Genomic DNA, 24,378 nt, shown 5'->3' with positions numbered 1-24,378 from the left:
CGGCTGCGAAGGTCTGCCCAGTTTGTGCGGGGGTCAGGAATTCACGCGGAGTAATTCCGTTGCGCGGGCGAGGAGTTCGCCGGGATCGGTCGGGGACACCGGGGCCCAGAAGTCCTCGCCGGGCGGAGCGTCCAAATTCAGTTCCGGCGGGGTGCGCCAGGACGCGGCAAGTCCGAGTCGCCAGGAATGCAGATGGGCGCGTGGATAGGCGCCGGACTTGTCGAAGAGCGGATCGCCGAGGATCGGGTGGCCGATCCAGGCCAGGTGCACGCGGATCTGGTGGCGGCGGCCGGTCACCGGGCGCAGCGCGAGGAAGGTGCGCCGCTCCGTGCGCAACACGGTCGCGAAGCGGGTCAGCGACGGATAGTTCTTGGTGTCGAGCAGGTCGGCGTCGTCGACGAACCAGCGGTCGTCTTCAGCTTTGATGCTTTCGCGTGGCGCGGCGATCCGCACCCGGTTCTTCCGGCCGACGCTCAACGGCAGATCGATGACACCGTGCTCGGGCAACCCGGTCGAATCGACGACCGCCAAGTACGTCTTCTCCGCCGTCTGCTTGTTGAATTGCCTGGTCAGCTGGCCGTGCGCGCCCAGCTCCTTGGCCAGCAGCACCAACCCGGAGGTCACCTTGTCGATCCGGTGCACCGGGTACAGCGTCTCGCCGGTCGCCGCCGCCAGCTCCACGATGTCGGTGTCGTGCCGCTCCCCGGTGACCGAGATCCCCGCGGGCTTGTTCAGCGCGAGGATCGCCTCGTCCTCCGCGATCGAGCAGCGCTCCCGCAACCGCAACCAATCGATCTCCACCCGCACGACCTTACGTCGCCCCGCCGCCCCCCACCCGTCGCGCATACGCGGCATTCAGGCTTCGGCGGTGTGCCGCGATAGGGAAAGGTAGCGACGCCCAGCCGCGACACGGTGCTGAACCGCGGTGCCTCGCTCGGCGTTCGCGGGTCTCGGCCGCGGTGCCTCGCTCGGCCGCGGCAGTGCCCGATCGCTGTGCGGTGCACACGACTGCCGTGCTGTGTCCCGTGGGCTCAGCTCGGCGGCGGCGCCGGGTAGTGCTCGGCTGCCGCGCTGTGTCCGACCGCGGGCTCAGCTCGGCGGCGCCGGGTAGTGCTTGGCTGCGGGGCTGTGCTCGACCGCGGTCCTGGGTTCGGCCCGGTGCCGGAGTGGTGCTTGGCTGCGGGGCTGTGCCGGATTTGCCGCGCTGTGTCCGACCGCGGGCTGAGCCCGGCGGCGGTGCCGGAGTCGTGCTTGGCTGCGGCGCTGTGCCGGACTGCCGCACTGTGTCCGACCCGCGGCCTAGCCGACTGCCGCGCGGCACCCAGCCGCAGGCTGAGCGGCTGCGGCGCCAGGTGTGCTCAGCCGCATCGCAGTGCTCGGCGGCGGCGCAGTGCTCGGCCGGGTACGCGGTGCTCGGGCCGCCGCGACGCGCAGCCGCCGGGCGGTATCCGGCCGCAGGCAGTGCTCCGAGGTGGGGCTCGGCCGGGCGCGGGCTCAGGGGCGGCGTAGGGCGTGGGGGCGGAGGCGGTTGAAGCCGCGGACTCGGACGCTGCGGAGGTGGCGCACGGCGAATTCCGGGTCGTCGGCCAGTTGCGCCGCCGCCGAGTCGTCGATGAGGACGGTGCCGGGGCGGGCGACGCCGGTGAGGCGCGACGCGATGTTCACCACCGAGCCGTACAAGTCGCCGAAGCGTTGCAGCACCGGGCCGTAAGCCAGCGCGACGCGTAAATCCGGGGTGCCGCCGACCATCATGGTCGACTCCTGGATGGCCAGCGCGATGCGCGCGCCCGCCTGCGCCGTCTCCGCCGCGAACATCACTTCGTCACCGACGTGCTTGATCACCCAGCCGCCGTTCTCGCTGATGGCCTCGGTCGTCGTCGACTCGAAGGCCTCGAGCAGCGTGGACAGCTCGTCGGGGTGCAGGTGCCTGGTCAGCCTGGTGTAGCCGACCATGTCGGCGAAGCCGACCGCGAGCTCCCGGGTGGAATCCTCGGCGGGGCTCTCGTTGTCGAAGGAGCGGGCCAGCGCGGCGGCCAGGTGCCTGCGCCAGGCGTAGGTCTGCAACTCCTCGAGCACCGAGACCGTCTCCTGGGTGGCGATCCTGGCGATCTCGGCCGGGTCGGTCGCGCCGTCGCGGGAGGCGTCGGCGACCTTGGCCGCGATCTCGGCCAGCACCAGGTCGGCCTGCCATTCCGCGAGCCGGGCCATGGACTGACCGAGGGTGCGCGCCGCAGCGGCCTGCTGGCGTACATCGGAGGCGGCGACCACCTTCAGCCCGCGGAAGTGCTGCACCGCGTCGACGTCGGCATCGGTGTAATCGACTGCGTTATCGGGATTCTCGGGAAAGCCGAGCGCCGTCCACAACCGCTTGGAGATCGACGGCGACACCCCGGACCGCTCGGCCACCTCGGCGCGGTTGTACTTGCGCTCGCCGTCGAGTAGGTACGCCTCCACGACGGACTGGACGAGCTCGGAAATCTCGGTCGTCGACATGATCGCCACCTTACGGCCACGCCGCGCGCAGGTGGAGGCCATAGTCAGAGCGTTGGGGGACGTCACAGGAGCGCGCGGAGGGCGTCGTGCCAACCGTGCGTGGGCACCCGATGCGGCAAATCCCTCCTGGCGCGGCGTCTCACTCGCGAACGACGCGCACCGTGTCGAGGCTGCCGTCGGCGGCGTCCGGGACGTTCATACCGGCTTCGTGACCGGACCGCAGATAGTCCATCACCGCCTCGTTGATCCGCTCGCCGGGCACCACCGCCGGAATACCGGGCGGATACGGCGTGAGCTGCTCGGCCGCGATCCGGCCCGGCGCCTTCTCGATCGGGACGACCTCGACCTCACCGAAGAACGCGTCGCGCGGCAGTTCGACGGTTTCGAGCTGCAACTCTTCGGGGGAGGGCAGCCGGATCTGCGGCGGCCGCGGGTCTTTCAGCTGGTCGCGCCACGCGGTCATGCCCTCGACCAGCGCGGTGATGGTGTCCTTGTCGTCGGCCATCGACAGCGTCGCGAGGACCCGGCGATGATCGGCGAGTCCCATATCGATGTTCCGGTGTTCGCGCAGCCAGTCGGCGGCGTCGTAACCCATTGCGCCCGTGCCGGATACATCCATCAGCACCTGGAGCCGATCCAAATCGTGCGAGGCCTCCACGCCGAGCAGTTCGTCTTCCATCACCTCGATGCCCGGTATCCGGTCCAGCTCGACGCGGGCCTGGTCGGCGACGCGCAGCGCGGCGTCGAGCAATTCGCGCCCGTGCTGCACCATCTGCCTGCGCCAGCCGTCGAGCGCGGTGTAGACGAGCACGCTCGGACTGGTGGTCATCAGCAGGTCGGCGCAGGCGCTGAGCCGTGCCGAGTCGACCAGGTCGCCTTGGAGGTGGAACACCGAACCCTGTTCGAAGCCCGCGCCCATCTTGTGCACGCTCACCACGCACAGATCCGCGCCGACGTCCATGGCCCAGGTGGGCAGCTCCGGATGGAACGGCAGGTGGGCGCCCCACGCCTCGTCGACGATCAGCGGCTTGCCGCGTTCGTGGCAGACCGCGGCGATGCCCGCGATGTCGGCGCAGGTGCCGTACGGGCTCGGGCTGACGATCAACGCGCCCGCCGCGTCGGGATTGCGCTCCCACGCCTCGCGCACCTGCTGGGGCGACGGTGGATGCGAGAAGTGCCGCTCGGCGTCCCAGCGCGGCGTGATCCAGTGCGGCCGCACGCCCGCGAAGATCAGCCCGGCGACGATGGACTTGTGGCTGTCGCGGGCCACCAGCAAACCGCCGCCCTGGCCGCCCGCCACGGCCATCATCGCGGCCTTCACGGACAGCGAGCTGCCGCACGTGGAGAAGAAGGCGGTGTCGGCGCCCACCGCGTCGGCCATCAGTTCCTCGGCCTTGCTCAGATAGCCGCCGCGGGCCAGTCGGTCGTCCAGACCGGGCCCGACCAGCACATCGGAGCGGAACGCGTCGCGCCCGATCGCGTCGAGCACACGCTCGTCGACGCCGCGTCCCTGCCGGTGAGCCGGCGGGGTGAACCCGTACCGGCCCACGCGGTGATACGCGGCGAGTGCGTCCACCAGGGGAGCTTGTGAGTGGTCCATGATCGGGAGCTACCCGCTGCGTAGCGGGCTAATCGCTGGCTGACCTGGGGATAGACCGATATTATTAGCTTTGCTAATTAAATCCCCTCGACGGTGTCCGCCGGGCAGTTTCCGGCCACACCGATCGCCGACCGGCCGCCGGGGCCGCTGTGTCCAATTGGACACGGTCTCCGAAAAAGAAGTGCCTCAAATCAACGGTACTTCGCTCGAACTGTGTAAGACTCGTTCCGCCAGAGTTTCTTGCACTCCTCACACTCGGAGGACTGTCCATGACGAATTCTGTTGCGCCGTTAGAACTGCCCAAACCCCTGGTGATCACATTGGGGAATCTCAAGGGCGGTGTCGGAAAAACGACCTCGGCCTTCTTCTTGGCGTGCTATTTCGCCAGAGTGCACGAGCTGCGGGTGCTGGTCATCGACGCGGACCCGCTCAGCCAGACCGGCTATTCCTGGTATCGCAGGCTGCTCAAGGGGCGGGTCGCAGTGCCGTTCGAATTGATCGCCTTTCCGTCCCGGCACGTCGACGACTGCATTCACGACAACGCGAACAAATACGACGTCGTGATCGTCGACGCGGGCGGTGAATCGGCCGAGATATTCAAGGCGGCCATTCCGGCCAGCGACGAATTGGTATTGCTGACCAGTGTGAGTCCGTCGGAGGTGAAGCGCGTGCCCAGTACCTATCGGGCCGCCGCGGAGGCCGCCGCCGGGACCGACCGGGAGATCCGGGTGCGAGTGCTGATGACGAAGGTGCCGGTCACCATGAAGAACGGCGTCAACGTCTCCACCGAATACCGCACGCAGCGCGGCAATTTGGAAGACGCCGGGTACGACGTCTTCGCGTCCTACCTGAGCGCGTGGAAGTGGTATCGCGAGGCCGCCGACGGTGAGGTCGGCGACGGCGCCGAGAACCCGATCGCGGATCTCGGCGAGTACCGGCAGGTCGGAGACGAACTCGTCGCTCCGTACCGGGTCGCGGTGGAGGTGCCGGCCTGATGCCTCCGCAACGTAGGAAGGGTTCCATCGGCGGGTCCGCTAATCCACTGTCCGACAACGCCGAACACACACCGCCCGTCTCGCCGCTGCGCGACGCCGAATGGCGGTCCGAGCGGCTCCGGCCGGTCGCGGAGGTGCTCACGGAATCGCGCGGCACGGAAACACCGCCGGTTGTCCCGGATTCGCCGTCCCGCGGGCCGGAGGCGCAGCGGCCCGGCACGGCGCAATCGCTCCGGCAGGCCGCGCCCATACCCAACAGTCCTGCGCCGCAACCGCATGTGGTCGGGACCGCGAATTCGTCGTCGGCGCAACCGGTCGTCGCGAATCCGACGTCGACGGCGACGGAGCAGCTGGCCGACGTGCTCACCATGCCGCTACCCGCCGCGGGCGACGGTCCGCTGAACCGGCGCGAACAGGAGCAGCTCAGCGCGTGTGAGTCCTCGATCGACTCGCTGCGCATCGCGTTCTGGGCGGCGGGCCGCGCGTTGCAGATCGTGCGGGACGGGCGTCTCTACCGCGCTCGGTACTCCAGTTTCGACGATTACGTCGAGCAGCGCTGGGATATGCAGCGGTCGTACGCGCACAAGCTGATTCGCGCGTGGCCGCTGGCCGCCCGGCTGCACCCGGTCGCGCCGACGATCAACGAGGGGCAGGTTCGCGAGCTGCTCCCGGTGGCCGCGGAGCACGGCGAGGACGCGGCGGTCACCGTGTACACGACGATCGCGGGCGGCCCGGGCGGAAAGGTCACGGCGGGCAAGCTGCGCGAGGCGATCGCGTTGCTGCCGGAGCGTTTCGACGAGGCCGAGGTGGTCGAGCGATTGCAGGCCTGGCTGCGCGGCGAAGTGATCGAAACGGGCGGCGATCGGTCGGTCGATCTGTTCTCCACGATGGAATCGCGGCTGGTCGCGCTGAGCAGGCGGGTCGTGAAGGGTTCCAGCGGCGATCCGGCCGCGGCCCGCGAATTCGCGGCCCGATTGCGCACGCTCGCCGAACAAATCGAGGAGCAGATCACCGCCTGATTCCTCGCGAAACGGCGCCCCGCTACGGATTACCAATTCCGCGCGGGGCGCCGTCGTATTTCGGTGGCGAAGAAATTGTTTCTCTTGGTTATTGTTTTGTTATCATCAATTTGCGTGTTGGGGTTTACGAACACCGTTTATCTGTGAAAGATGGACGCTCGGATCCGCTGGACTGAACACCGTGATGTTTTTCGAATCGAATTCGAAGGTCTGGGTGATGTCCTGCCCCGCCGGAGCACCGGCGCCGCACGGCCTGAGCCGAAGGTCTTCGATATGAGCATCGGAGGACCGCATCATGGCATCAACCGCTGAGGGTCGATATTCGCGCTTCATGCGACGCGCGATTTTCTGGAGCCTGGCTGCCGCCGCGGCGGCGATCGGCGCCCTGTTCCTGGGCGCCGGACAGGCATCGGCCAAACCGATCGAAATTCCCGGCATCGGAGCTTTCGAAGTTCCGGATGTCATTCCGGTACCACCGAATTTCTCCCAAATCGATTACCCAGATATTCAGGTAGACCCGGCCGTCGTCGTTCCGGCCGTTGTGGATCGCTCCACCGATATTCCGACGCTGATCGAGATCCCGGCCGCCGACCTCCCGGGCGCGGTGGTCATGCCGGACATCATCTACGTGGCGGAACCGCCAGCCCTGCCGGTGACACCGGCGCCCGCCCTCGTCGAACCCGCCGAGGTCGTCTACACCACGCCGATCGCGGTGATCGAATTCGCGGCCACCCCGGGGTCCCCCGCGAAACCGGCGAAACCGGAGACCGCGCCGACGACGCCCGTCGATCTGTTGCGCACCCATCTCCCGTACCTCGCCGAACTGCTCGAACCGGTGCTGCCCGCGCCGTTCGCCCCATTCGCGCCGCAGGTCGTCGATGAGCCGTCGCCCGGCGAGGTCGCCGTCGAGGCCGCGCGCAGCAAGATCGGCTCGAACTACAGCATGGGTGCGACAGGCCCCGACGCCTTCGACTGCTCCGGCCTCGTGCAGTGGTCGTATGAGCAGGCAGGCGTTGACGTCCCGCGCACCAGCTATCAACAGTTGTCCTCCGGCACGCCGGTGTCGCGAGACGAACTCGAACCGGGTGACATGGTGTCCTTCTACGGCGGCGGCCACTCGGGCCTGTACGCCGGGGACGGTCAAGTGATCCACGCGTCGACGTACGGCACGGGTGTCGTGATGTCGCCGATCTCCTCGATGCCCTACGCGGGCGCCCGCCGATACTGATGGTCGCCTGGTGGCTCGGCTTGTGGGCAGTGCGGGGCGTGGACGCCAACCCCCCAATCGGCAAGCCGTCAGTAAACTCGATTTCGGGGCCATCCGTATACGGAAGGCGGGCGAACGATGGAGTGGCTGCTGGTTCTGATAGTGGTCGTGGCCGTGGCGATCTTGCTGCTCATGCGTGGGCGCGAGGGGAAGCAACGGACGGCGACCGAGCTGGCCGACGCGCTCGCCGACGCCCGTCAGGTGAACGAGCGGCTCGGGGGTCAGATCTACCACCTGAGCGCCAGCAACGATGCGGCGAAGCAAGCTCTCGTGGACGCCTCGGAGCGATACGCCGCCGCGGGTTCGCAGCTGGACCAGGCCGCAACGCCCGCCCAGGCCAGACTCGCGAAACAGACTGCACTCGAAGGCCTCTACTACATCCGGGCCGCCCGCTCCGCGATGGGAATGGACCCGGGCCCGTCGATTCCCGAGCTCGACGGCCAGGCCGTGGCCGGGCGGGTGAGCGAGGATCGGGTCATCGCCTACGAGGGCAGAGAGATCGCCGCATCACCCAATCCGTCCTCGGCCACGCCGAACTACTATCCCGGCGGCCGCGTCGCCGGGCGGCCGGTGCCCGCGGGCTGGTACTCCGAACCCTGGTGGAAGCCCGCGCTCATCGGCGGCGCGTGGGGAATCGGCTCCGTGCTCTTGTTCACCTCGCTGTTCGCGGGAATGTCGGGCGTGGGATACGGCGCGCAGGGATTCGAGAGCGGTTACGGGGAGGGCTACCAGGATGGCGTCGCGGCGGGTGACGAGTGGGGATCGGATACCGCGCCGTACGACGGGGGCGGATACGACGCCGGGTATGAGGGTGGCGGCTACGACGGTGGCGGCTATGACGGCGGGGGCTTCGACGGAGGCGGCGGCTTCGACGGCGGATTCTGAGCGGCGCGAGCGGCGCGATGCTGTTCCCGAGCGTCCGACCCGGTAGACTGCGACCGTCCCGCCTAATCGGCCTTCGTAGCTCAGGGGATAGAGCACCGCTCTCCTAAAGCGGGTGTCGCAGGTTCGAATCCTGCCGAGGGCACCCTGGATCGTGTCGCCGTCCGCTGCGGTAGCGGCGCCGGTCGGGGCCCCGCTGAACGTGTTGGGCGAAATCTGTTGCTACACAAGTGTTCTCGTGAGTAGCGCCGCCAAAGGCCGTGTTACCGGCGCATCCTCGTCGGGTGGGCCGATTCGAAAACCCGATGCTCGTGGCCGAGAGTGATCGACGGCGAGCCGGAGTGTCGAGTCGCACACCGGTGCGTCTCTCGCTAACCTGCTCGAAAGCACGCCGCCGGTACGAGGTTCCATACGGCGCATGCGGTTCGCTCAGCGTGTGATGCATGTCATATCAACATCGTTTCCCCAGCGTATGTGTACCTACCGGCGACGGCCCGGACGCGCTGGTCGCGTCGTCAAGTGTCCTGGATAGGATTTGTGGGTACCCCGTGGCTTTGCGCCATTGGCGGGGGATGGGGAAATCAAGGAGTGACACCTGATGAGTACTGTTCGCCGTTCCGCGCGTGGAGCCAGGCGTCGCCGTTCCGGCACCCTGTCTTTCGGGCAATTGCTCACCGCGGCGGTGGACTCGGCGGCGGACTCGATCGCGGTCCGGTACAACCCCACGGGGGACCCGGCCGACCAACGCGAACTCACCTACCGGGAACTCGACGAGCGGTCCTCGCAGCTGGCGCGCGAGCTGATCGAGCGGGGAGTCGGCCCGGGTGACCTGGTCGCCATGGGCATCGCGCGCTCCGTGGAATTCGTGCTCTCGGTGTGGGCCATCGCCAAGACCGGCGCGGCCTACCTGCCGGTGGATCCGAACTATCCGGCCGACCGCATCGAGCACATCCTCACCGATTCGGGCGCGACCCTCGGTCTGACCACCTCCGCGTACCGCGGCTCGCTCGGCTCCTCGATCGACTGGATCGAACTGGACGATCCAGTGCGACGGGAGAGCATCGCGGCGCGGCCCGCGCATCCCATCTCCTACGCCGACCGGGTGCGGCCGCTGCACGAGCAGCACCTCGCCTACGTCATCTACACCTCGGGCTCCACAGGTAAGCCCAAGGGCGTGGCGATCACCCATGCCGGTGTCGGCGCGCTGGCGGCGCAGCGCGAGAGCCGTCAGGTGACCGGTGAGTCGCGGCTGACGAACCTGACCACGCCGAGCTTCGACTTCTCCATCGTGGAACTGCTGTACACCTTCTCGGCGGGTGCGACGCTGGTCGTGGTGCCGCCCACCGTCTTCGGCGGTGAGGAACTCGCCGAGCTGCTGCGGCGGGAGCGGATCACGCACCTGTGCATCACCCCGGCCGCGCTCGAATCGCTCGATCCGGCCGGGCTCGACGACCTGCGGGTCGTGATGAGCGGTGGCGAGCGCGTCAGCCCCACGCTGGTGGACCGCTGGGCGGTGCACGGCCGTGCCTTCCACATCGAGTACGGCCCCTCCGAGGCCACCGTCATCGCTACCGGTACCGACGCGCTGCGGCCCGGCGAGGGCACGCACATCGGCGCCGCGCTGCCGGGAATCGGCGCGTTCGTGCTGGATTCGCATCTGCGTCCGGTGCCGACGGGCGTGGTCGGCGAGCTCTATCTGACGGGTGCGGCGCTGGGACGCGGCTACCTGAACCGTCCCGACCTGACGGCAGAACGGTTCGTGGCCAACCCCTTCGGCGCGGAGCTCGAGCAGCCGGGCTCGCGGCTGTATCGCACCGGTGACCTGGTGCGACGTACCGAGGACGGCGTCTTCGAATACCAGGGCCGCACCGACTTCCAGGTCAAGATTCGCGGTCTGCGCATCGAACTCGGTGAGATCGACTCCGCGCTGACCGCGCATCCGGATGTGGATTTCGCTGTGACACTGGGCGTTACCCTGCCCACGGGCGCCGCCGCGCTGGTGGCGTACGTGCTGCCGCGATCCGGCGGCGAGGTCGATCCGGCGGCGCTCGCCTCCTTCGTCGGAGAATCCTTGCCCGCCTACATGGTTCCGGCCTCGATCATCGTGCTCGACGAGATCCCGCTGTCCCCGGCGGGCAAGCTGGACCGTGCTCGCCTGCCGGAACCGGTGTTCGCGGCACGCGAGTTCCGTGCGCCGTCCACCCCGGCCGAGACGGTCGTCGCGGAGATCTTCGCGGCGCTGCTCACCCCGCCCGGCGCGGACCCGCTCCGGGTCGGCGCGGACGACGACTTCTTCGAACTGGGCGGCAACTCGCTGCTCGCGACCCGGGCCGTGTCCCGGATCGGGACGGCGCTGGGCGTCCAGGTGCCGGTCCATGCCCTGTTCGACGTGTCCACGGTGGCGGCGCTGGCGCGCTACGCCGAGGCGCAGGAGACCTCCTCGGGTCCGGCGCTGCGACCCATGCCGCGCCCCGAACGCATTCCGCTGTCGTTCGCGCAGCAGCGCATGTGGTTCCTCAACCGCTTCGACCCGGCCAGCGCGATCAACAACATCCCGCTGGCCGTGCGGCTTTCCGGCGCGGTCGATCTGGCGGCGCTGCGTGCCGCCGCCGCGGATCTCGTCGAGCGGCACGAGGTGCTGCGCACCCGCTACCCCGAGGTAGACGGCGAGGGGCTCCAGGAGGTCCTGGCTGCCTCGGATCCCCTTGCGGGGCCGGATATCTCGGTCATCGATTGCGCCGAGAACGAGTTGGGGGCACGGATAGCCGCCGCCGTCGTCGCGGGCTTCGACGTCACGGCCGCGCCGCCCGTCCGGCTGCGCGTCCTGCGTCTTGACGACACCGAATACGTCCTCGTGTGCGTGGTGCACCACATCGCCGGTGACGGCGCTTCCCTGGTCCCGCTGACCCGCGATCTCATGACGGCGTATGCGTCGCGCACGAATGATGTTGCGCCGCAATGGAATACGCTCGAGATCCAGTACGCGGATTTCGCGCTGTGGCAGCGCGAGGCGCTCGGGTCCGAATCCGACGAGAGCTCGCTGCTCGCCCGTCAGATCGCGTACTGGCGCGATGAGCTGGCCGGTGTCCCGGAGCAGTTGGATCTGCCGTCGGACCGTCCGAGGCCCGCGACGGCGTCCGGGCGCGGTGCGACCTTCGACTTCGAGATCGACGCCGATCTGCACGCCTCGCTGTCCGCTGTGGCGCAGCAGCACAATTCGACGCTGTTCATGGTGGTGCACGCGGCGCTGTCGGTGCTGCTCGCTCGGTTGTCGGGTACCGACGACATCGCCATCGGCACCCCGGTGGCCGGTCGCGGCGAAGCCGAACTGGACGATCTCATCGGCATGTTCGTCAATACCCTCGTGCTGCGCACCAGGGTGGATCTGGCGCTCGGCTTCGACGAACTGCTGCGCGAGGTGCGCCGCGCGGACATCGCCGCCTTCGCCCATGCCGACGTGCCGTTCGAGCGACTGGTGGAACTGCTCGAGCCCGCCCGTTCGGCGGCTCGGCACCCGTTGTTCCAGGTGATGCTGAGCTTCCAGAACCTCGCACCCACCGAACTGGAGCTACCCGGACTGACCGTCACGGGTGTGGACATGGACGTGCCGCTGGCGAAGTTCGATCTGGACTTCACGGTGGCGCCGCGCGAGACCGACGGCAAGCCCGAGGGCATGTCGGCGTCCATCACCTACGCGGTGGACCTGTTCGACGAAACCACCGTGGCCCTGCTGGCGCGGCGGCTGCGGGACCTGCTCGTCGCCGTGGCGGCCACGCCGGAGCGTCCGATCGGCGACCTGGAACTTCTCGCCGACTCCGAACGCGAGCGAATGCTGGTGGGCTGGAACGACACTGGTCATCCGGTCGTCCCGGAACTGCTGTTGGACGGCTACCGCAGGGCGGTGGCGGCTCATCCGGACCGTATCGCGGTGGCCTATGAGGGCAGTGAGTTCACCTACCGGGAATTCGACGAGCGGGTCAATCGCCTGGCTCGGGTGCTCATCGCCCAGGGCGTCGGCGCCGAATCGCTGGTCGGTCTGGCCGTTCGGCGTTCGCTGGATTTGGTCGTCGGGATATACGCGATCGTGACGGCCGGTGGTGCGTACGTACCGCTGGATCCGGATCATCCGGCCGAGCGCATCGCGCACATCCTCGATACCGCGCGGCCCGCCTGCGTCCTGACCACGACCGCCGACGCCGTCGCGATGCCGGACGAAACGCCGGTGCTCTACCTGGACACCCTCGATACGGCCGTCGTCGACGCCGCTCCGGTACGGGCGGAGGAATTGCTGCGCCTCGTCCGCCCCGAGAACCCCGCGTACGTGATCTTCACGTCGGGCTCGACCGGTCGCCCCAAGGGCGTGGCGGTATCGCATGCCGCCATCCACAATCAGACCGAATGGATGCTGGCGCAGTACCCGATCGGTCCTTCGGATGTGTACTTCCAGAAGACCGCCACCACCTTCGACGTCTCGCTGTGGGGCTATTTCATGCCGCTGCGGGCGGGCGCGAAACTGGTCGTCGCCACCCACGACGGTCACCGCGATCCGGCCTACATCGCTGAAACGATTGCCGCGCAAGGTGTTACTGTCACCGACTTCGTGCCGTCGATGTTGACGGTCTTCGCCGCGCACGTTCCGGCGGACAGTGTGCCGACGCTGCGCGACATCTTCGTCATCGGTGAGGCGTTGCCGCCGGAGACGGTGGCTGCGGTGCATGCCATGTCTCAGGCTCGTGTGCACAACTTGTACGGGCCCACCGAGGCCGCGGTGTCGATCACCTATTGGCTCGCCGACGGCCGCGACGCCCGTACCGTGCCGATCGGCCTGCCGCAGTGGAACAGCCGGGTGTACGTGCTGGATGCGCGCTTGCGCCCGGTTCCGGCTGGTGTGCCGGGTGAGTTGTATCTGGCCGGTGATCAGCTGGCGCGCGGCTATGTGCGCCGCCCGGATCTGACCGCGGATCGCTTCGTGGCCGACCCGTTCGGCGACGGCGCGCGCATGTACCGCACCGGCGACCTTGTGGTGTGGCGGGCGCCGAGCGGCGACCAGTCTCCGCGGCTGGAGTACATCGGCCGCACCGATTTCCAGGTGAAGTTCCGCGGCCAGCGGATCGAGCTCGGCGAGATCGAAACCGCGTTGCTGGCACAGCCTTCGGTTTCCCAGGCCGCCGCGCTCGTGGTGGCCACGCCGCTGGGCGAGCAGCTGGTGGCGTATGCGGTGCCGACGCCGGGACAGGTCATCGATCAGGCCGAGCTGAGCGCCGGTATCGCGACAGTCCTTCCCGCCTATATGGTTCCGGCCGCCATCGTGGCACTCGCCGCGTTCCCCCTGAACGCGAGCGGCAAACTGGATCGCAAAGCGCTGCCCGCACCGACCTTCGCGGCCCGTGCGTTCCGTGCTCCCGCGACACCGGTCGAGGAGGCCGTGGCAACGGTCTTTGCCGAGCTGCTCGGTGTGGAGCAGGTCGGCGCGGACGACGACTTCTTCGCTCTCGGCGGCAACTCGCTGCTGGCCACCCGCGTGGTGGCGCGCATCGGTGAGGCGCTCGGCGCGCGGGTCGCCGTGCGCGAGCTGTTCGAAGCCTCCACCGTGACCGCGCTCGCGGCCCGAATCGTGCCCGGCGCGGGTGACGACGCCCGGCCGCCCCTGCTCGCGGCGCCGCGCCCCGACCGTCTGCCGCTGTCGCTGGCCCAGCAGCGCATGTGGGTGATCAACCGCATCGACCCCGAATCGCCCGCCTACAACTTGCCTTTCGCCATTCGGCTCACCGGCGCGCTCGACGCCGCCGCGATGCGCGCGGCGGTCGCCGATGTGCTGGAACGACACGAGGCGCTGCGCACCCGCTTCCCCGCGGGTGACTCGGGCTCGCCGCACCAGGAGATCCTGTCGGTTGCCGACGCGCTGCCCGGCGGACTGCCGGTGCACGACGGCGTCGCGAACGTCATGGAGGCCGTGGCCGTCATGATGGCGAGCGGTTTCGACGTCACCACCGCACCGCCGCTGCGCGTCGCGCTGTTCACCGATCCGGCCGTGGGCGACCACCTGCTGGTGCTCGTGGTGCACCACATCGCCGCCGACGGGTCCTCGCTGGCTCCGCTGGCGCGGGATCTGGTCACCGCCTACATCGCTCGCACCGCGGCCACCGCTCCGGCCTGGCAGCCGCTTTCGGTGCAGTACGCCGACTTCGCGCTGTGGCAGCACGCGGTGCTCGGCTCCTACGACGATGAGAACTCCGTCGCCGCACAGCAATTGGCGTACTGGCGGGAACAGCTGTCCGGGATCCCGGAGTTGCTTCCGCTGCCGCAGGACCGGCCGCGCCCCGCCGTCGCCTCGATGCGCGGCGCCGCGGTGGAATTCACGGTGCCCGCGCCGGTGCACTCGGGACTGGCCGATATCGCCCGCGAGCACAACTCGACCCTCTTCATGGTCGTGCACACCGCGCTGGCGGTGCTGCTGGCGCGCCTCTCGGCGACTTCCGACATCACCATCGGAACCCCGATCGCGGGTCGTGGTGAGCGGGCGTTGGACGAGCTCGTCGGCATGTTCGTCAACACACTCGCCCTGCGGACCGAGGTGGACCGCGCTGCCTCCTTCGACGCACTGGTGGAGCAGGTTCGCGATATCGACCTCAACGCCTTCGCGAACGCCGACGTTCCGTTCGAGAGGGTCGTGGAGGCGGTAGCTCCCGATCGCGCAAGCGCCCAACTGCTCCGGGTGATGCTGGCCTTCCAGAACACCGAACAGGCGAGCCTGGAACTGCCGGGCCTGACCGTCGCCGCCCTCGACACGGGCGAGGTCGCGGCCAAGTTCGACCTTCAGGTGAATGTCGAGCCCCGTCTCGGCGCCAACGGTGCTACGGGCGAGTTGGCTGTCGTCTTCGCCTACGCCACCGACCTTTTCGACGAATCGACGGTCGGCGCTTTCGCCCGCCGCTTCGAACGCATCCTCACGGCCGTCGTCGCCGACCCGCGAATCGCGGTGGGCGACATCGACATTCTCGACGCCGAGGAGCGCCGTCCGGCTTTGGCCGCCGTCGCACCGAGCGTCCCGGTCGAATCCGCGCCGGTACGGCTGTTGCCGGAGCTGCTCGAGGCGGCCGTAGAGGAGAACCCGGACGGCGTGGCCGTGATCCTCGCCGACGCCACCGAAACCCTGGCCGAGATCGACTATGTCGAACTCGACGAGCAGTCGACCCGTTTGGCCCGACTGCTGATCGACCGCGGTGTCGGCCCGGAGACCACGGTGGCGGTGGGAATTCCGCGCTCGATCGAATCGGTGCTCGCGGTGTGGGCGGTCGCCAAGGCCGGAGCGGCCTTCGTACCGGTGGACCCGAACTACCCGGCCGACCGCGTCGCGCACATGGTGGGGGATTCCGGTGCGGTACTGGGGCTCACCGTCGGCGCGGTGCGCGCCGACTTGCCCGAGGGCATCGACTGGATCGATATCGTTGCCGCCGACACCGGCGGCTATCCGGCCACACCGGTGACCGACGCCGATCGGGTGCGCCCGCTGCGCGCCGCGCACCCGGCCTACGTCATCTACACCTCCGGTTCCACCGGTAAGCCCAAGGGCGTAGTGGTCACCCAGTCCGGTCTGAGTAGCTTCTGCGCCGAGCAGCGGGAGCGCTACCGCGTCACCACCGGTTCGCGCACACTGCATTTCGCGTCGCCGTCTTTCGACGCCTCCGTGCTGGAACTGCTGCTCGCCGTGGGCGGCGCGGCCACCATGGTCGTCGTCGCGCCCACCGTCTACGGCGGCGCGGATCTGGCCGCGCTGCTGCGCAGGGAGCGGGTGACGCACGCCTTCATCACGCCCGCTGCGCTGGCCTCGGTCGACCCGGAGGGGCTGGACCGGCTGCGCGTGGTGATCGCCGGTGGCGAGGCGTGCCCGCCGGAACTGGTGCGGCGCTGGGCGATTCCCGCAGGTCGCCGTACCAGGGAGTTCTTCAACGGGTACGGGCCCACCGAGACCACCATCATGACCAACATCAGCGCGCCGCTGACGCCGGGTGAACCGGTGACCATCGGCGCGCCGATCCGCGCGATCACCGAGTACGTGCTCGACGACCGGCTGCATCCGGTGCCCGACCGGATCGCGGGTGAGCTCTACATCTCCGGCGCGCAGCTGGCGCGCGGATACCACGAGCGGCCCGGCCTGACCGCCGCGCGCTTCGTCGCCGATCCGTTCGGACCGCCCGGCTCCCGTCTGTACCGCACCGGAGATCTGGTCCGTCGGCTCGTGGGTGGGGAGATCGATTACCTGGGGCGCAACGACTTCCAGGTGAAGATTCGCGGCTTCCGTATCGAACTCGGCGAGATCGACGCGGTGCTGGCCGGACATGACAGCGTCGACTTCGCGGTCACCATCGGGCACACCCTGGAGACCGGCGCGACCATTCTGGCGTCCTACGTCCATGCCGCACCGGGTGCGCGGGCCGATGCCGACGAGCTCACCGAGCATGCCGCTGGCCGCCTGCCCGCCCATATGGTTCCGACCGTCGTCACGGTGCTGGACGAGATCCCGTTGACCCCCGTCGGCAAGCTGGATCGCGCCGCGCTGCCCGCACCTGTGCTGCGCGCCAAGGAATTCCGCGCTCCCAGCGGGGCGATGGAGGAACGGGTCGCGGCGGTCTTCACCGAAGCGCTGGGTCGCACCGAGCCGGTCGGCGCGGACGACGACTTCTTCGAACTCGGCGGCAATTCGCTCATCGCCACCCAGGTGATGGCGCGACTCGGCGCGGAGCTCGACGCCCGGGTGCCGGTGCGCCTGCTGTTCGAGGCCGCCACGGTGGCCGAGCTCGCGGCTCGCCTCGGTGAGCTGGCCGGCGCCGGCGATCGCAAGGCCTTGGTGGCCGGGCCGCGCCCGGAGCGCATTCCGCTGTCGCTGGCGCAGCAGCGCATGTGGTTCCTGAGCCAGTTCGACACCGACACCTCGGCCGCCTACAACGTGCCCGTCGCGGTGCGCCTGACCGGTGCGCTCGATATCGGCGCGTTGCGCGGCGCACTCGCGGATCTGATCGCCCGCCACGAGATCCTGCGGACCGTCTACCCGCAGACCGAGGACGGGCCGGTGCAGGTGATCCTGCCGGTCGGCGAGGTGGCCATCGAACTTCCGCTGCACACCGTGGCCGCCGCGGACCTGGAATCGGCTGTGCTGGAGTTGTTCTCCACCACCTTCGACGTCACCGCCGAAGTGCCGCTGCGCGTCGCGATCTTCCGAATCGAGGACGCCGCCGACGAATACGTGCTCGCCATGGTGATCCACCACATCGCGGGCGACGGCTCTTCCTCGGGGCCGATGACCCGCGACCTCATGGTCGCCTACTCCGCGCGGGCCGCCGGACAGGAACCCGCGTGGGAGCCGCTGCCCGTGCAGTACGCCGACTACAGCATCTGGCAGCGCGAGCTGCTGGGCGACGAGAGTGATCCGGAGTCGCTGTCTGCCACGCAGATCGGCTACTGGAAGCAGGCGCTGGCCGGACTTCCGGATCAGCTCGAACTGCCCACCGACCGTCCGCGCCCGGCCGCGCAATCCTTCCACGGCGGCAGTGTCGAGGTGCGGGTACCTGCCGAAATCCACGGTGCCCTCGCGGATTTGGCACGCAAGCACAACGCCACCATGTTCATGGTCGTGCACGCCGCGCTGTCGGTGCTGCTTGCCCGGCTCTCGGGCACCGATGACATCGCCGTCGGCACCCCGATCGCCGGACGCGGCGAACGCGAAATCGACGACCTCATCGGCATGTTCGTCAACACGGTCGTCTTCCGCACCCAGGTCGACGCGGGGGCGAGTTTCACCGCTCTGCTGACGCGGGTGCGCGAACAGGACCTCGAGGCTTTCGCCAACGCCGACGTGCCGTTCGAGCGTCTGGTGGAGGTGCTCAACCCGGTGCGCTCCACCGCGCGGCATCCGCTGTTCCAGGTGGGTCTGTCCTTCCAGAACCTGGCCGAGTCCAGCTTGGAACTGCCGGAGCTCGCGGTGTCCGGGCTCGATATCTTCCCGGACATCTCGCAGTTCGATCTGCACTGGGTCGTCTCGGACGGCTACGACGAGTCCGGCGCGCCGCGCGGTATCGGCGGCGCCGTCACCTACGCGTCCGCGCTGTTCGACCGGGATACGGTGCAGGGCTTCGTGGGTCGGTTCACGCGGCTGCTGGAGGCCATTGTCGCGGCGCCCGACGCGCCGGTGGGTGAGCTGGAACTGCTTGCTCCGGACGAGCGTGTGCGCATTCTCGACCACTGGAACGACACGGCACAGGCCGTGGACACCTCCGCGACTCTGGCGTCGCTGCTGGCGGCGAGCGCCGCGGCCACACCGCACGCGGTGGCCTTGGCGGCGGACACGTCCGAGGGGACGCTCGCGCTGAGCTACGGCGAACTCGGGAATCGCGTCAACCGCCTGGCGCGGTATCTGATTTCGGTGGGCGTGGGGCCGGAGACGCGCGTGGCGTTGGCGTTGCGGCGTTCGGTGGATCTCGTGGTGGCCATGTACGCGGTGTCGGTCGCCGGTGGTGCGTACGTGCCGGTGGATCCGGATCAGCCCGCCGAGCGGACCGGGTACATCCTCGAGACCGCCGCGCCCGTGTGCGTGGTCACCGATACCGCGTCCGGCTTCGCGACCGATCTCGCGCCGGTCGTGCGCCTGGACGAGTTGTATCTGGGATCCTTTGCCGCTGAGTCGGTTACGGATTCCGACCGGATCGCGCCGTTGCGTCCCTCGGATACCGCGTATGTGATCTTCACGTCGGGTTCGACGGGGCGGCCGAAGGGTGTGGCGGTGCCGCATTCGGCGGTCGTCAACCAGTTGCTGTGGAAGACCGCGGAGTTCGGTTTGAGTTCTAATGACGCGGTGTTGCTGAAGACCGCGGCGACGTTCGACTTGTCGGTGTGGGAGTTCTGGTCGGCGGCGGTATCCGGTGGTCGTCTGGTGATCGCGTCCGTCGATGGGCATCGCGATCCCGGTTACCTGAACGAGTTGATGGCTCGTGAGCGGGTGACGACGTTGCATGTGGTGCCGTCGATGCTGGATGCGCTGTTGGTCGAATCCGATGGGGTGCTGGCTGGTTCGTTGCGTCGTGTGCTGGCGATCGGTGAGGCGTTGCCGTCGTCGGTGGCGCAGCGGTTCCGTGCGGCGAACCCGGACGCTCAGCTGTTCAACCTGTACGGCCCCACCGAGGCGGCAGTGTCGATCACCTCGCATCTGGTCTCGGACGCGGATCAAGGTTCGGTGTCCATCGGTGCTCCCGAATGGAACAGTCGGGTGTACGTCCTCGATGCCCGGCTTCGGCCGGTGCCGGTAGGGGTATCCGGCGAGTTGTACCTCGCGGGTGCGCAGTTGGCGCGCGGCTATTTCGCCCGCCCGGACCTCAGCGCGGATCGTTTCGTCGCGAATCCCTTCGAGGGCGACGGTTCCCGTATGTACCGCACGGGTGACCTCGTGGCCTGGACCGGTGACGGTGAGCTGGAATATCGGGGCCGTACGGACTTCCAGGTGAAGATTCGTGGTTTCCGTATCGAGTTGGGTGAGATCGAGGCGGCGTTGTTGGCGTTGCCGGAGGTCGCGCAGACGGCGGTGTTGGCGAAGTCGGATCAGCGCACGGGTGATCGTCTGGTGGCCTACTTGGTGCCTGCTGTGGCGGATATCGATGTGGCGCAGGTGAAGTCGGCGTTGTCGGCGGCGTTGCCGTCGTACATGGTGCCGTCGGCGTTCGTGGTGTTGGACGCGCTGCCGTTGAACGTCAATGGCAAGCTGGATCGTAAGGCTTTGCCGGAGCCGGAGTTCGAGTCGACGGCTTTCCGCGCACCGTCGACTCCGATCGAGGAGATCGTGGCGGGCGTGTTCGCGGACGTGCTCGGCGGCGACCGGGTCGGCGCGGACGACGATTTCTTCGGTCTCGGCGGCAACTCGCTGCTGGCCACCCAGGTGGCCGCGCGCATCGGTGCGGCGCTGGATACGCGGGTGCCGGTGCGGGCGCTGTTCGAGGCCTCCACCGTGGCCGGGCTCGCCGTGCTGGTCGGCAAGCTGGCCGGTGCGGGTGGACGTCGCGCGTTGACGTCGGTCACTCGTCCGGAGTTCATTCCGTTGTCGCCCGCGCAGCAGCGCATGTGGTTCCTGAACCGGCTCGATGGTCATTCCGCGGCCTACAACGTCCCGGTGGCGGTGCGGTTGTCGGGTGCGCTCGATGTCGACGCCCTGCGTGCCGCGGTCGCGGATCTGATCGCCCGGCACGAGATCCTGCGCACCGTGTACCCGCAGACCGACCGTGGGCCCGTGCAGTCGATTCTGTCTCCGGGGCACTCGGTCCCCGAGTTGGCGGTACGTGTGGTGCCCGCCGACCAGATCGAGCGTGCGGTGCGGGAGCTGGGCGCCACCGTCTTCGACGTCACCGCCGAGGTGCCGCTGCGGGTCGAGTTGTTCCAGATCGACGGCGCGGCGGACGAATACGTGTTGGCGATGGTGGTCCACCACATCTCCGCCGACGGTTCGTCGGTGGCTCCGCTGACCCGCGATCTGATGGTCGCGTACGCGGCGCGGTCGGCGGGTGCGCAGCCGGGATGGGCTCCGTTGCCGGTGCAGTACGCGGATTACAGCGTCTGGCATCGCGAGCTGCTCGGCGACGAGCGCGATCCGGAATCGTTGTCGGCCAAGCAGTTCGGCTACTGGAAGCAGGCTCTGGCCGGACTGCCGGACCAGTTGGAGCTGCCGTCGGATCGGCCGCGTCCCGCGGTGCAGTCCTTCGCGGGCGAGCGCGTCGAGGTGCGAGTCGACGCCGAAACACACGCCGCGCTCACAGAATTGGCGCGCGCGCACAACGCGACCATCTTCATGGTGGTGCACGCCGCGCTGTCGGTGCTGTTGGCTCGGTTGTCGGGCACCGACGACATCGCCGTCGGCACACCGATCGCCGGGCGTGGTGAGCGTGAGCTCGACGATCTGATCGGCATGTTCGCCAACACGTTGGTGCTGCGCACGCGGGTCGACGCGGCCGAGAGTTTCGTCGATCTGGTGGCACGGGTGCGGGAAGGCGACCTCCAGGCGTTCACCCACGCCGATGTGTCGTTCGAGCGGTTGGTGGAGGTGCTCAACCCCGCGCGTTCGATGGCGCGGCACCCGCTGTTCCAGGTGGGGTTGTCGTTCCAGAACCTCGTGCGGTCCAGCCTGGAGCTGCCCGGCCTGACCGTGTCCGGTGTGGACGCGCTGGCCGATGTGTCGCAGTTCGATCTGCACTGGATCGTGGCCGATCACTATGACGAGCCGGGCGCGCCGTGCGGCATCGATGGCTCGGTCACCTACGCGACGGCCCTGTTCGAGCGCGAGACGGTGCAGGGCTTCGTGGATCGGTTCGTGCGACTGCTCGGCGAGATCGTCGCCGCGCCGACGGCGCCGGTCGGCGACATCGAGCTGCTGGCCGCGGCCGAGCGGGCCGAGCTGCTCACGGCTCGCAATGCGACCGCGCACCGGACCGACGCCGGGGCGACGTTGGCGTCGATGTTGGCGGCGACCGTCGCGGCCGAGCCGACCGCGGTGGCGCTGGTCGGGCCCTATGGCCCGTCCTTGACCTACGACGAGCTCGGTCGGCGGGTGAATCGCCTGGCGCGGCACCTGATTTCGCTGGGTGTGGGTCCGGAGCAGCGGGTCGCGCTCGCGTTGCGGCGTTCGGTGGACCTGGTAGTGGCCATGTACGCGGTCTCCGTCGCGGGCGGTGCGTATGTGCCGGTGGATCCGGATCAGCCCGCCGAGCGTACGGCCTATATTCTCGAGACGGCCGAGCCGGTGTGTGTGCTCACCAATGCCGCAGCGGACTTCGCCACCGAGGTAGCGCCGCTGATCTCGCTCGATGAGCTGGATCTGTCCGGTGTGTACGGCGGCGCGGTCACCGACTTCGAGCGGGTCGCGCGGTTGCGTTCGTCGAATACCGCGTATGTGATCTTCACGTCGGGTTCGACGGGGCGCCCGAAGGGCGTGGCGGTGCCGCATTCGGCGATCGTCAACCAGTTGCTCTGGAAGGCAGCGGAATTCGATCTCGACGTGGACGACGCGGTGTTGCTGAAGACCGCGGCGACGTTCGATCTGTCGGTGTGGGAGTTCTGGTCGGCCGCGGTGTCGGGTGGTCGTTTGGTGATCGCTTCGGCTGAGGGTCATCGTGATCCGAGCTATCTGAACGAGTTGATGGCTCGTGAGCGGGTGACGACGTTGCACGTGGTGCCGTCGATGCTGGATGCGTTGTTGGTCGAATCCGGTGGGGTGCTGGCTGATTCGTTGCGGCGTGTGCTGGCGATCGGTGAGGCGTTGCCGTCGTCGGTGGCGCAGCGATTCCGCGCGGCCAACCCGGACGTGCAGCTGTTCAATCTGTACGGTCCGACCGAGGCGGCCGTGTCGATCACGTCCCATCTGGTGACCGAGGCCGACACCAGTTCGGTGTCCATCGGCGCGCCCGAATGGAACAGCCGGGTCTATGTTCTCGATGGTCGGTTGCGACCGGTGCCGGACGGGGTTTCGGGTGAGCTCTATCTCGCGGGTGCTCAGCTGGCGCGCGGTTATTTCGGTCGCGCGGAGCTGACCGCGGATCGGTTCGTGGCAGACCCGTTCGCGGCGGGTGAGCGGATGTATCGCACCGGTGATCTGGTGGCCTGGCGCGGCGATGGAGAGCTGGAGTATCGGGGTCGTACGGACTTCCAGGTGAAGATTCGTGGTTTCCGTATCGAGTTGGGTGAGATCGAGGCGGCGTTGTTGGCGTTGCCGGAGGTCGCCCAGACGGCGGTGTTGGCGAAGTCGGACCAGCGCATGGGTGATCGGTTGGTTGCCTATCTGGTACCGGGTGTGGCGGATGTCGATGTGGCGCAGGTGAAGTCGGCGTTGTCGGCGGCGTTGCCGTCGTACATGGTGCCGTCGGCGTTCGTGGTGTTGGACGCGCTGCCGTTGAACGTCAACGGCAAGCTGGACCGTAAAGCGTTGCCGGAGCCGGAGTTCGCCGCTCGCGAATACCGCGCCCCGAGTACGCCGGTCGAGCACGCCGTCGTGGCCGCCTTCGCGGAAGTCCTCGGCATTGCGGAGGGTCTCGGCCTGGACGACAACTTCTTCGAGTCCGGCGGCAACTCGCTGTCCGCGACGACTCTCGTCGCTCGCCTCCGTGCGGACCTGGACCGGCCGGTCACGGTGATGGACATCTTCCTCGCACCAACCCCGGCCGCCCTGGTCGACCGGTTGCGCCCCGCCGGTGGGATCGACACCACCACTGCGTTCGACATGCTGTTGCCGCTGCGCGGCGCCGGGACGCGCGAACCGCTGTTCTGCATCCACCCGGTCGGCGGCATCTCGTGGTCGTTCGCCGGGCTCGCGGCCCACATCCACCCCGACCGCCCGATCTTCGGTTTGCAGTCGCCCGCCTTGACGGACGAGGACATGCCGGAGTCGGTGGAGGAGTGGGCGCGCCTGTACGTGAAGGAGATGCGCTCGGTCCAACCCGAGGGGCCGTACCACCTGCTCGGCTGGTCGCTCGGCGGCGTGCTCGCCCACGCCATCGCGGTGCAACTGCGCGACGAGGGGGAGTCGGTGGCGCTGCTCGTCATGCTGGACAGCCACCTGCCCGCCGCGACAGAGGCCCAGCCGATCGGCGACACAGAGACGACCGTCACCGAATTGCTGGGTGGACTGCTCGGCGAGCACGCGGCCGACTTCGACGCGACCCTCGATGGGGACGGGCTCGGCGAAAGGCTGGCCGAACTGGGCGAACCATTCGCCTCCTTCGGCGCGGCCCGCCTCGACCGAGTCATCGACGCCGCGGTGCGATCCCTCGAGCTGAGCAGCGCCTACCGCCCCCGTCCCTATCGCGGTGAAGTCCTGTACTTCAACGCGGCCCAGGACGACCCGACCGCCACCCGCGGCCCCGCCAGCTGGCGCGACGCGGTGGACGGCCCGGTCCGCGTCGAACAGGTCCCCGTCACCCACTGGCGAATGACGGCACCGGAAGCGCTGGCCGTCATCGGCCCGCGCCTCGCCGAACTCCTGAACTGACCCGAAGGTAGTCGCGCGGCGCCACCGCGCGACTACCGGAACGGGACCAATCCGAACCGGCGGTCATCGGGCCAGAGTTCGAACACATGATCGCCACGCGCGTCGCG

The 24,378-nt window shown here is 68.6% G+C and carries 8 protein-coding genes and 1 tRNA gene; 6 read left to right on the top strand and 3 right to left on the bottom strand.

Annotated features, from left to right (window positions below):
- Window positions 1–33 precede the first annotated feature (33 nt).
- The 3 genes from ABZV58_RS12375 to ABZV58_RS12365 all read right to left on the bottom strand — a co-directional run bounded on the left by ABZV58_RS12375 (window position 34) and on the right by ABZV58_RS12365 (window position 4,093).
- Window positions 34–801 (bottom strand): RNA pseudouridine synthase, encoded by a 768-nt coding sequence (locus ABZV58_RS12375; protein WP_355000214.1) that lies wholly within the window; start codon window positions 799–801, stop codon window positions 34–36.
- A gap of 693 nt (window positions 802–1,494) precedes the next feature.
- Entirely contained in the window at window positions 1,495–2,496 is a 1,002-nt protein-coding gene (locus ABZV58_RS12370; RefSeq protein WP_355000544.1) for an adenylate/guanylate cyclase domain-containing protein, read from the bottom strand.
- Window positions 2,497–2,632: 136 nt separating this feature from the next.
- Window positions 2,633–4,093 (bottom strand): ornithine decarboxylase, encoded by a 1,461-nt coding sequence (locus ABZV58_RS12365; RefSeq protein ID WP_355000213.1) that lies wholly within the window; start codon window positions 4,091–4,093, stop codon window positions 2,633–2,635.
- Between the two features lie 269 nt (window positions 4,094–4,362).
- Between ABZV58_RS12365 and ABZV58_RS12360 the strand changes: the two genes are divergently transcribed.
- From ABZV58_RS12360 to ABZV58_RS12335, 6 genes are all read left to right on the top strand, one after another.
- Entirely contained in the window at window positions 4,363–5,088 is a 726-nt protein-coding gene (locus tag ABZV58_RS12360; RefSeq protein WP_355000212.1) for a ParA family protein, read from the top strand.
- Entirely contained in the window at window positions 5,088–6,107 is a 1,020-nt protein-coding gene (locus ABZV58_RS12355) for a hypothetical protein (protein ID WP_355000211.1), read from the top strand. Before ABZV58_RS12360 ends, ABZV58_RS12355 begins: the two co-directional genes overlap by 1 nt.
- Window positions 6,108–6,813: 706 nt before the next feature.
- Window positions 6,814–7,335 carry a C40 family peptidase gene (locus tag ABZV58_RS12350; RefSeq protein WP_355000543.1) on the top strand — a complete coding sequence of 174 codons (522 nt, stop codon included), beginning with the start codon at window positions 6,814–6,816 and terminating at the stop codon, window positions 7,333–7,335.
- A gap of 117 nt (window positions 7,336–7,452) precedes the next feature.
- Window positions 7,453–8,259: a DUF1542 domain-containing protein gene (locus ABZV58_RS12345; RefSeq protein ID WP_355000210.1), complete on the top strand. Its 807-nt coding sequence runs from the start codon at window positions 7,453–7,455 to the stop codon at window positions 8,257–8,259.
- A 69-nt stretch (window positions 8,260–8,328) separates the two neighbouring features.
- Window positions 8,329–8,401: transfer RNA gene (locus tag ABZV58_RS12340), tRNA-Arg, on the top strand.
- 453 nt (window positions 8,402–8,854) lie between these two features.
- Window positions 8,855–24,271: an amino acid adenylation domain-containing protein gene (locus ABZV58_RS12335; RefSeq protein WP_355000209.1), complete on the top strand. Its 15,417-nt coding sequence runs from the start codon at window positions 8,855–8,857 to the stop codon at window positions 24,269–24,271.
- Window positions 24,272–24,378 lie beyond the last annotated feature (107 nt).

The organism is Nocardia sp. NPDC004654 (genome assembly GCF_040609595.1).
Classification (GTDB): Bacteria; Actinomycetota; Actinomycetes; order Mycobacteriales; family Mycobacteriaceae; genus Nocardia.
Note: the sequence above shows the minus strand (reverse complement) of the source record. Positions and strands in the feature narration are given on the sequence as shown.

Excerpts from the sequence above, each read along its gene's own strand:
- ABZV58_RS12365 (WP_355000213.1), bottom strand. The coding sequence starts at position 4,093 with ATGGACCACTCACAAGCTCCCCTGGTGGACGCACTCGCCGCGTATCAC.
- ABZV58_RS12360 (WP_355000212.1), top strand. The coding sequence starts at position 4,363 with ATGACGAATTCTGTTGCGCCGTTAGAACTGCCCAAACCCCTGGTGATC.
- ABZV58_RS12345 (WP_355000210.1), top strand. The coding sequence starts at position 7,453 with ATGGAGTGGCTGCTGGTTCTGATAGTGGTCGTGGCCGTGGCGATCTTG.
- ABZV58_RS12355 (WP_355000211.1), top strand. The coding sequence starts at position 5,088 with ATGCCTCCGCAACGTAGGAAGGGTTCCATCGGCGGGTCCGCTAATCCA.
- ABZV58_RS12335 (WP_355000209.1), top strand. The coding sequence starts at position 8,855 with ATGAGTACTGTTCGCCGTTCCGCGCGTGGAGCCAGGCGTCGCCGTTCC.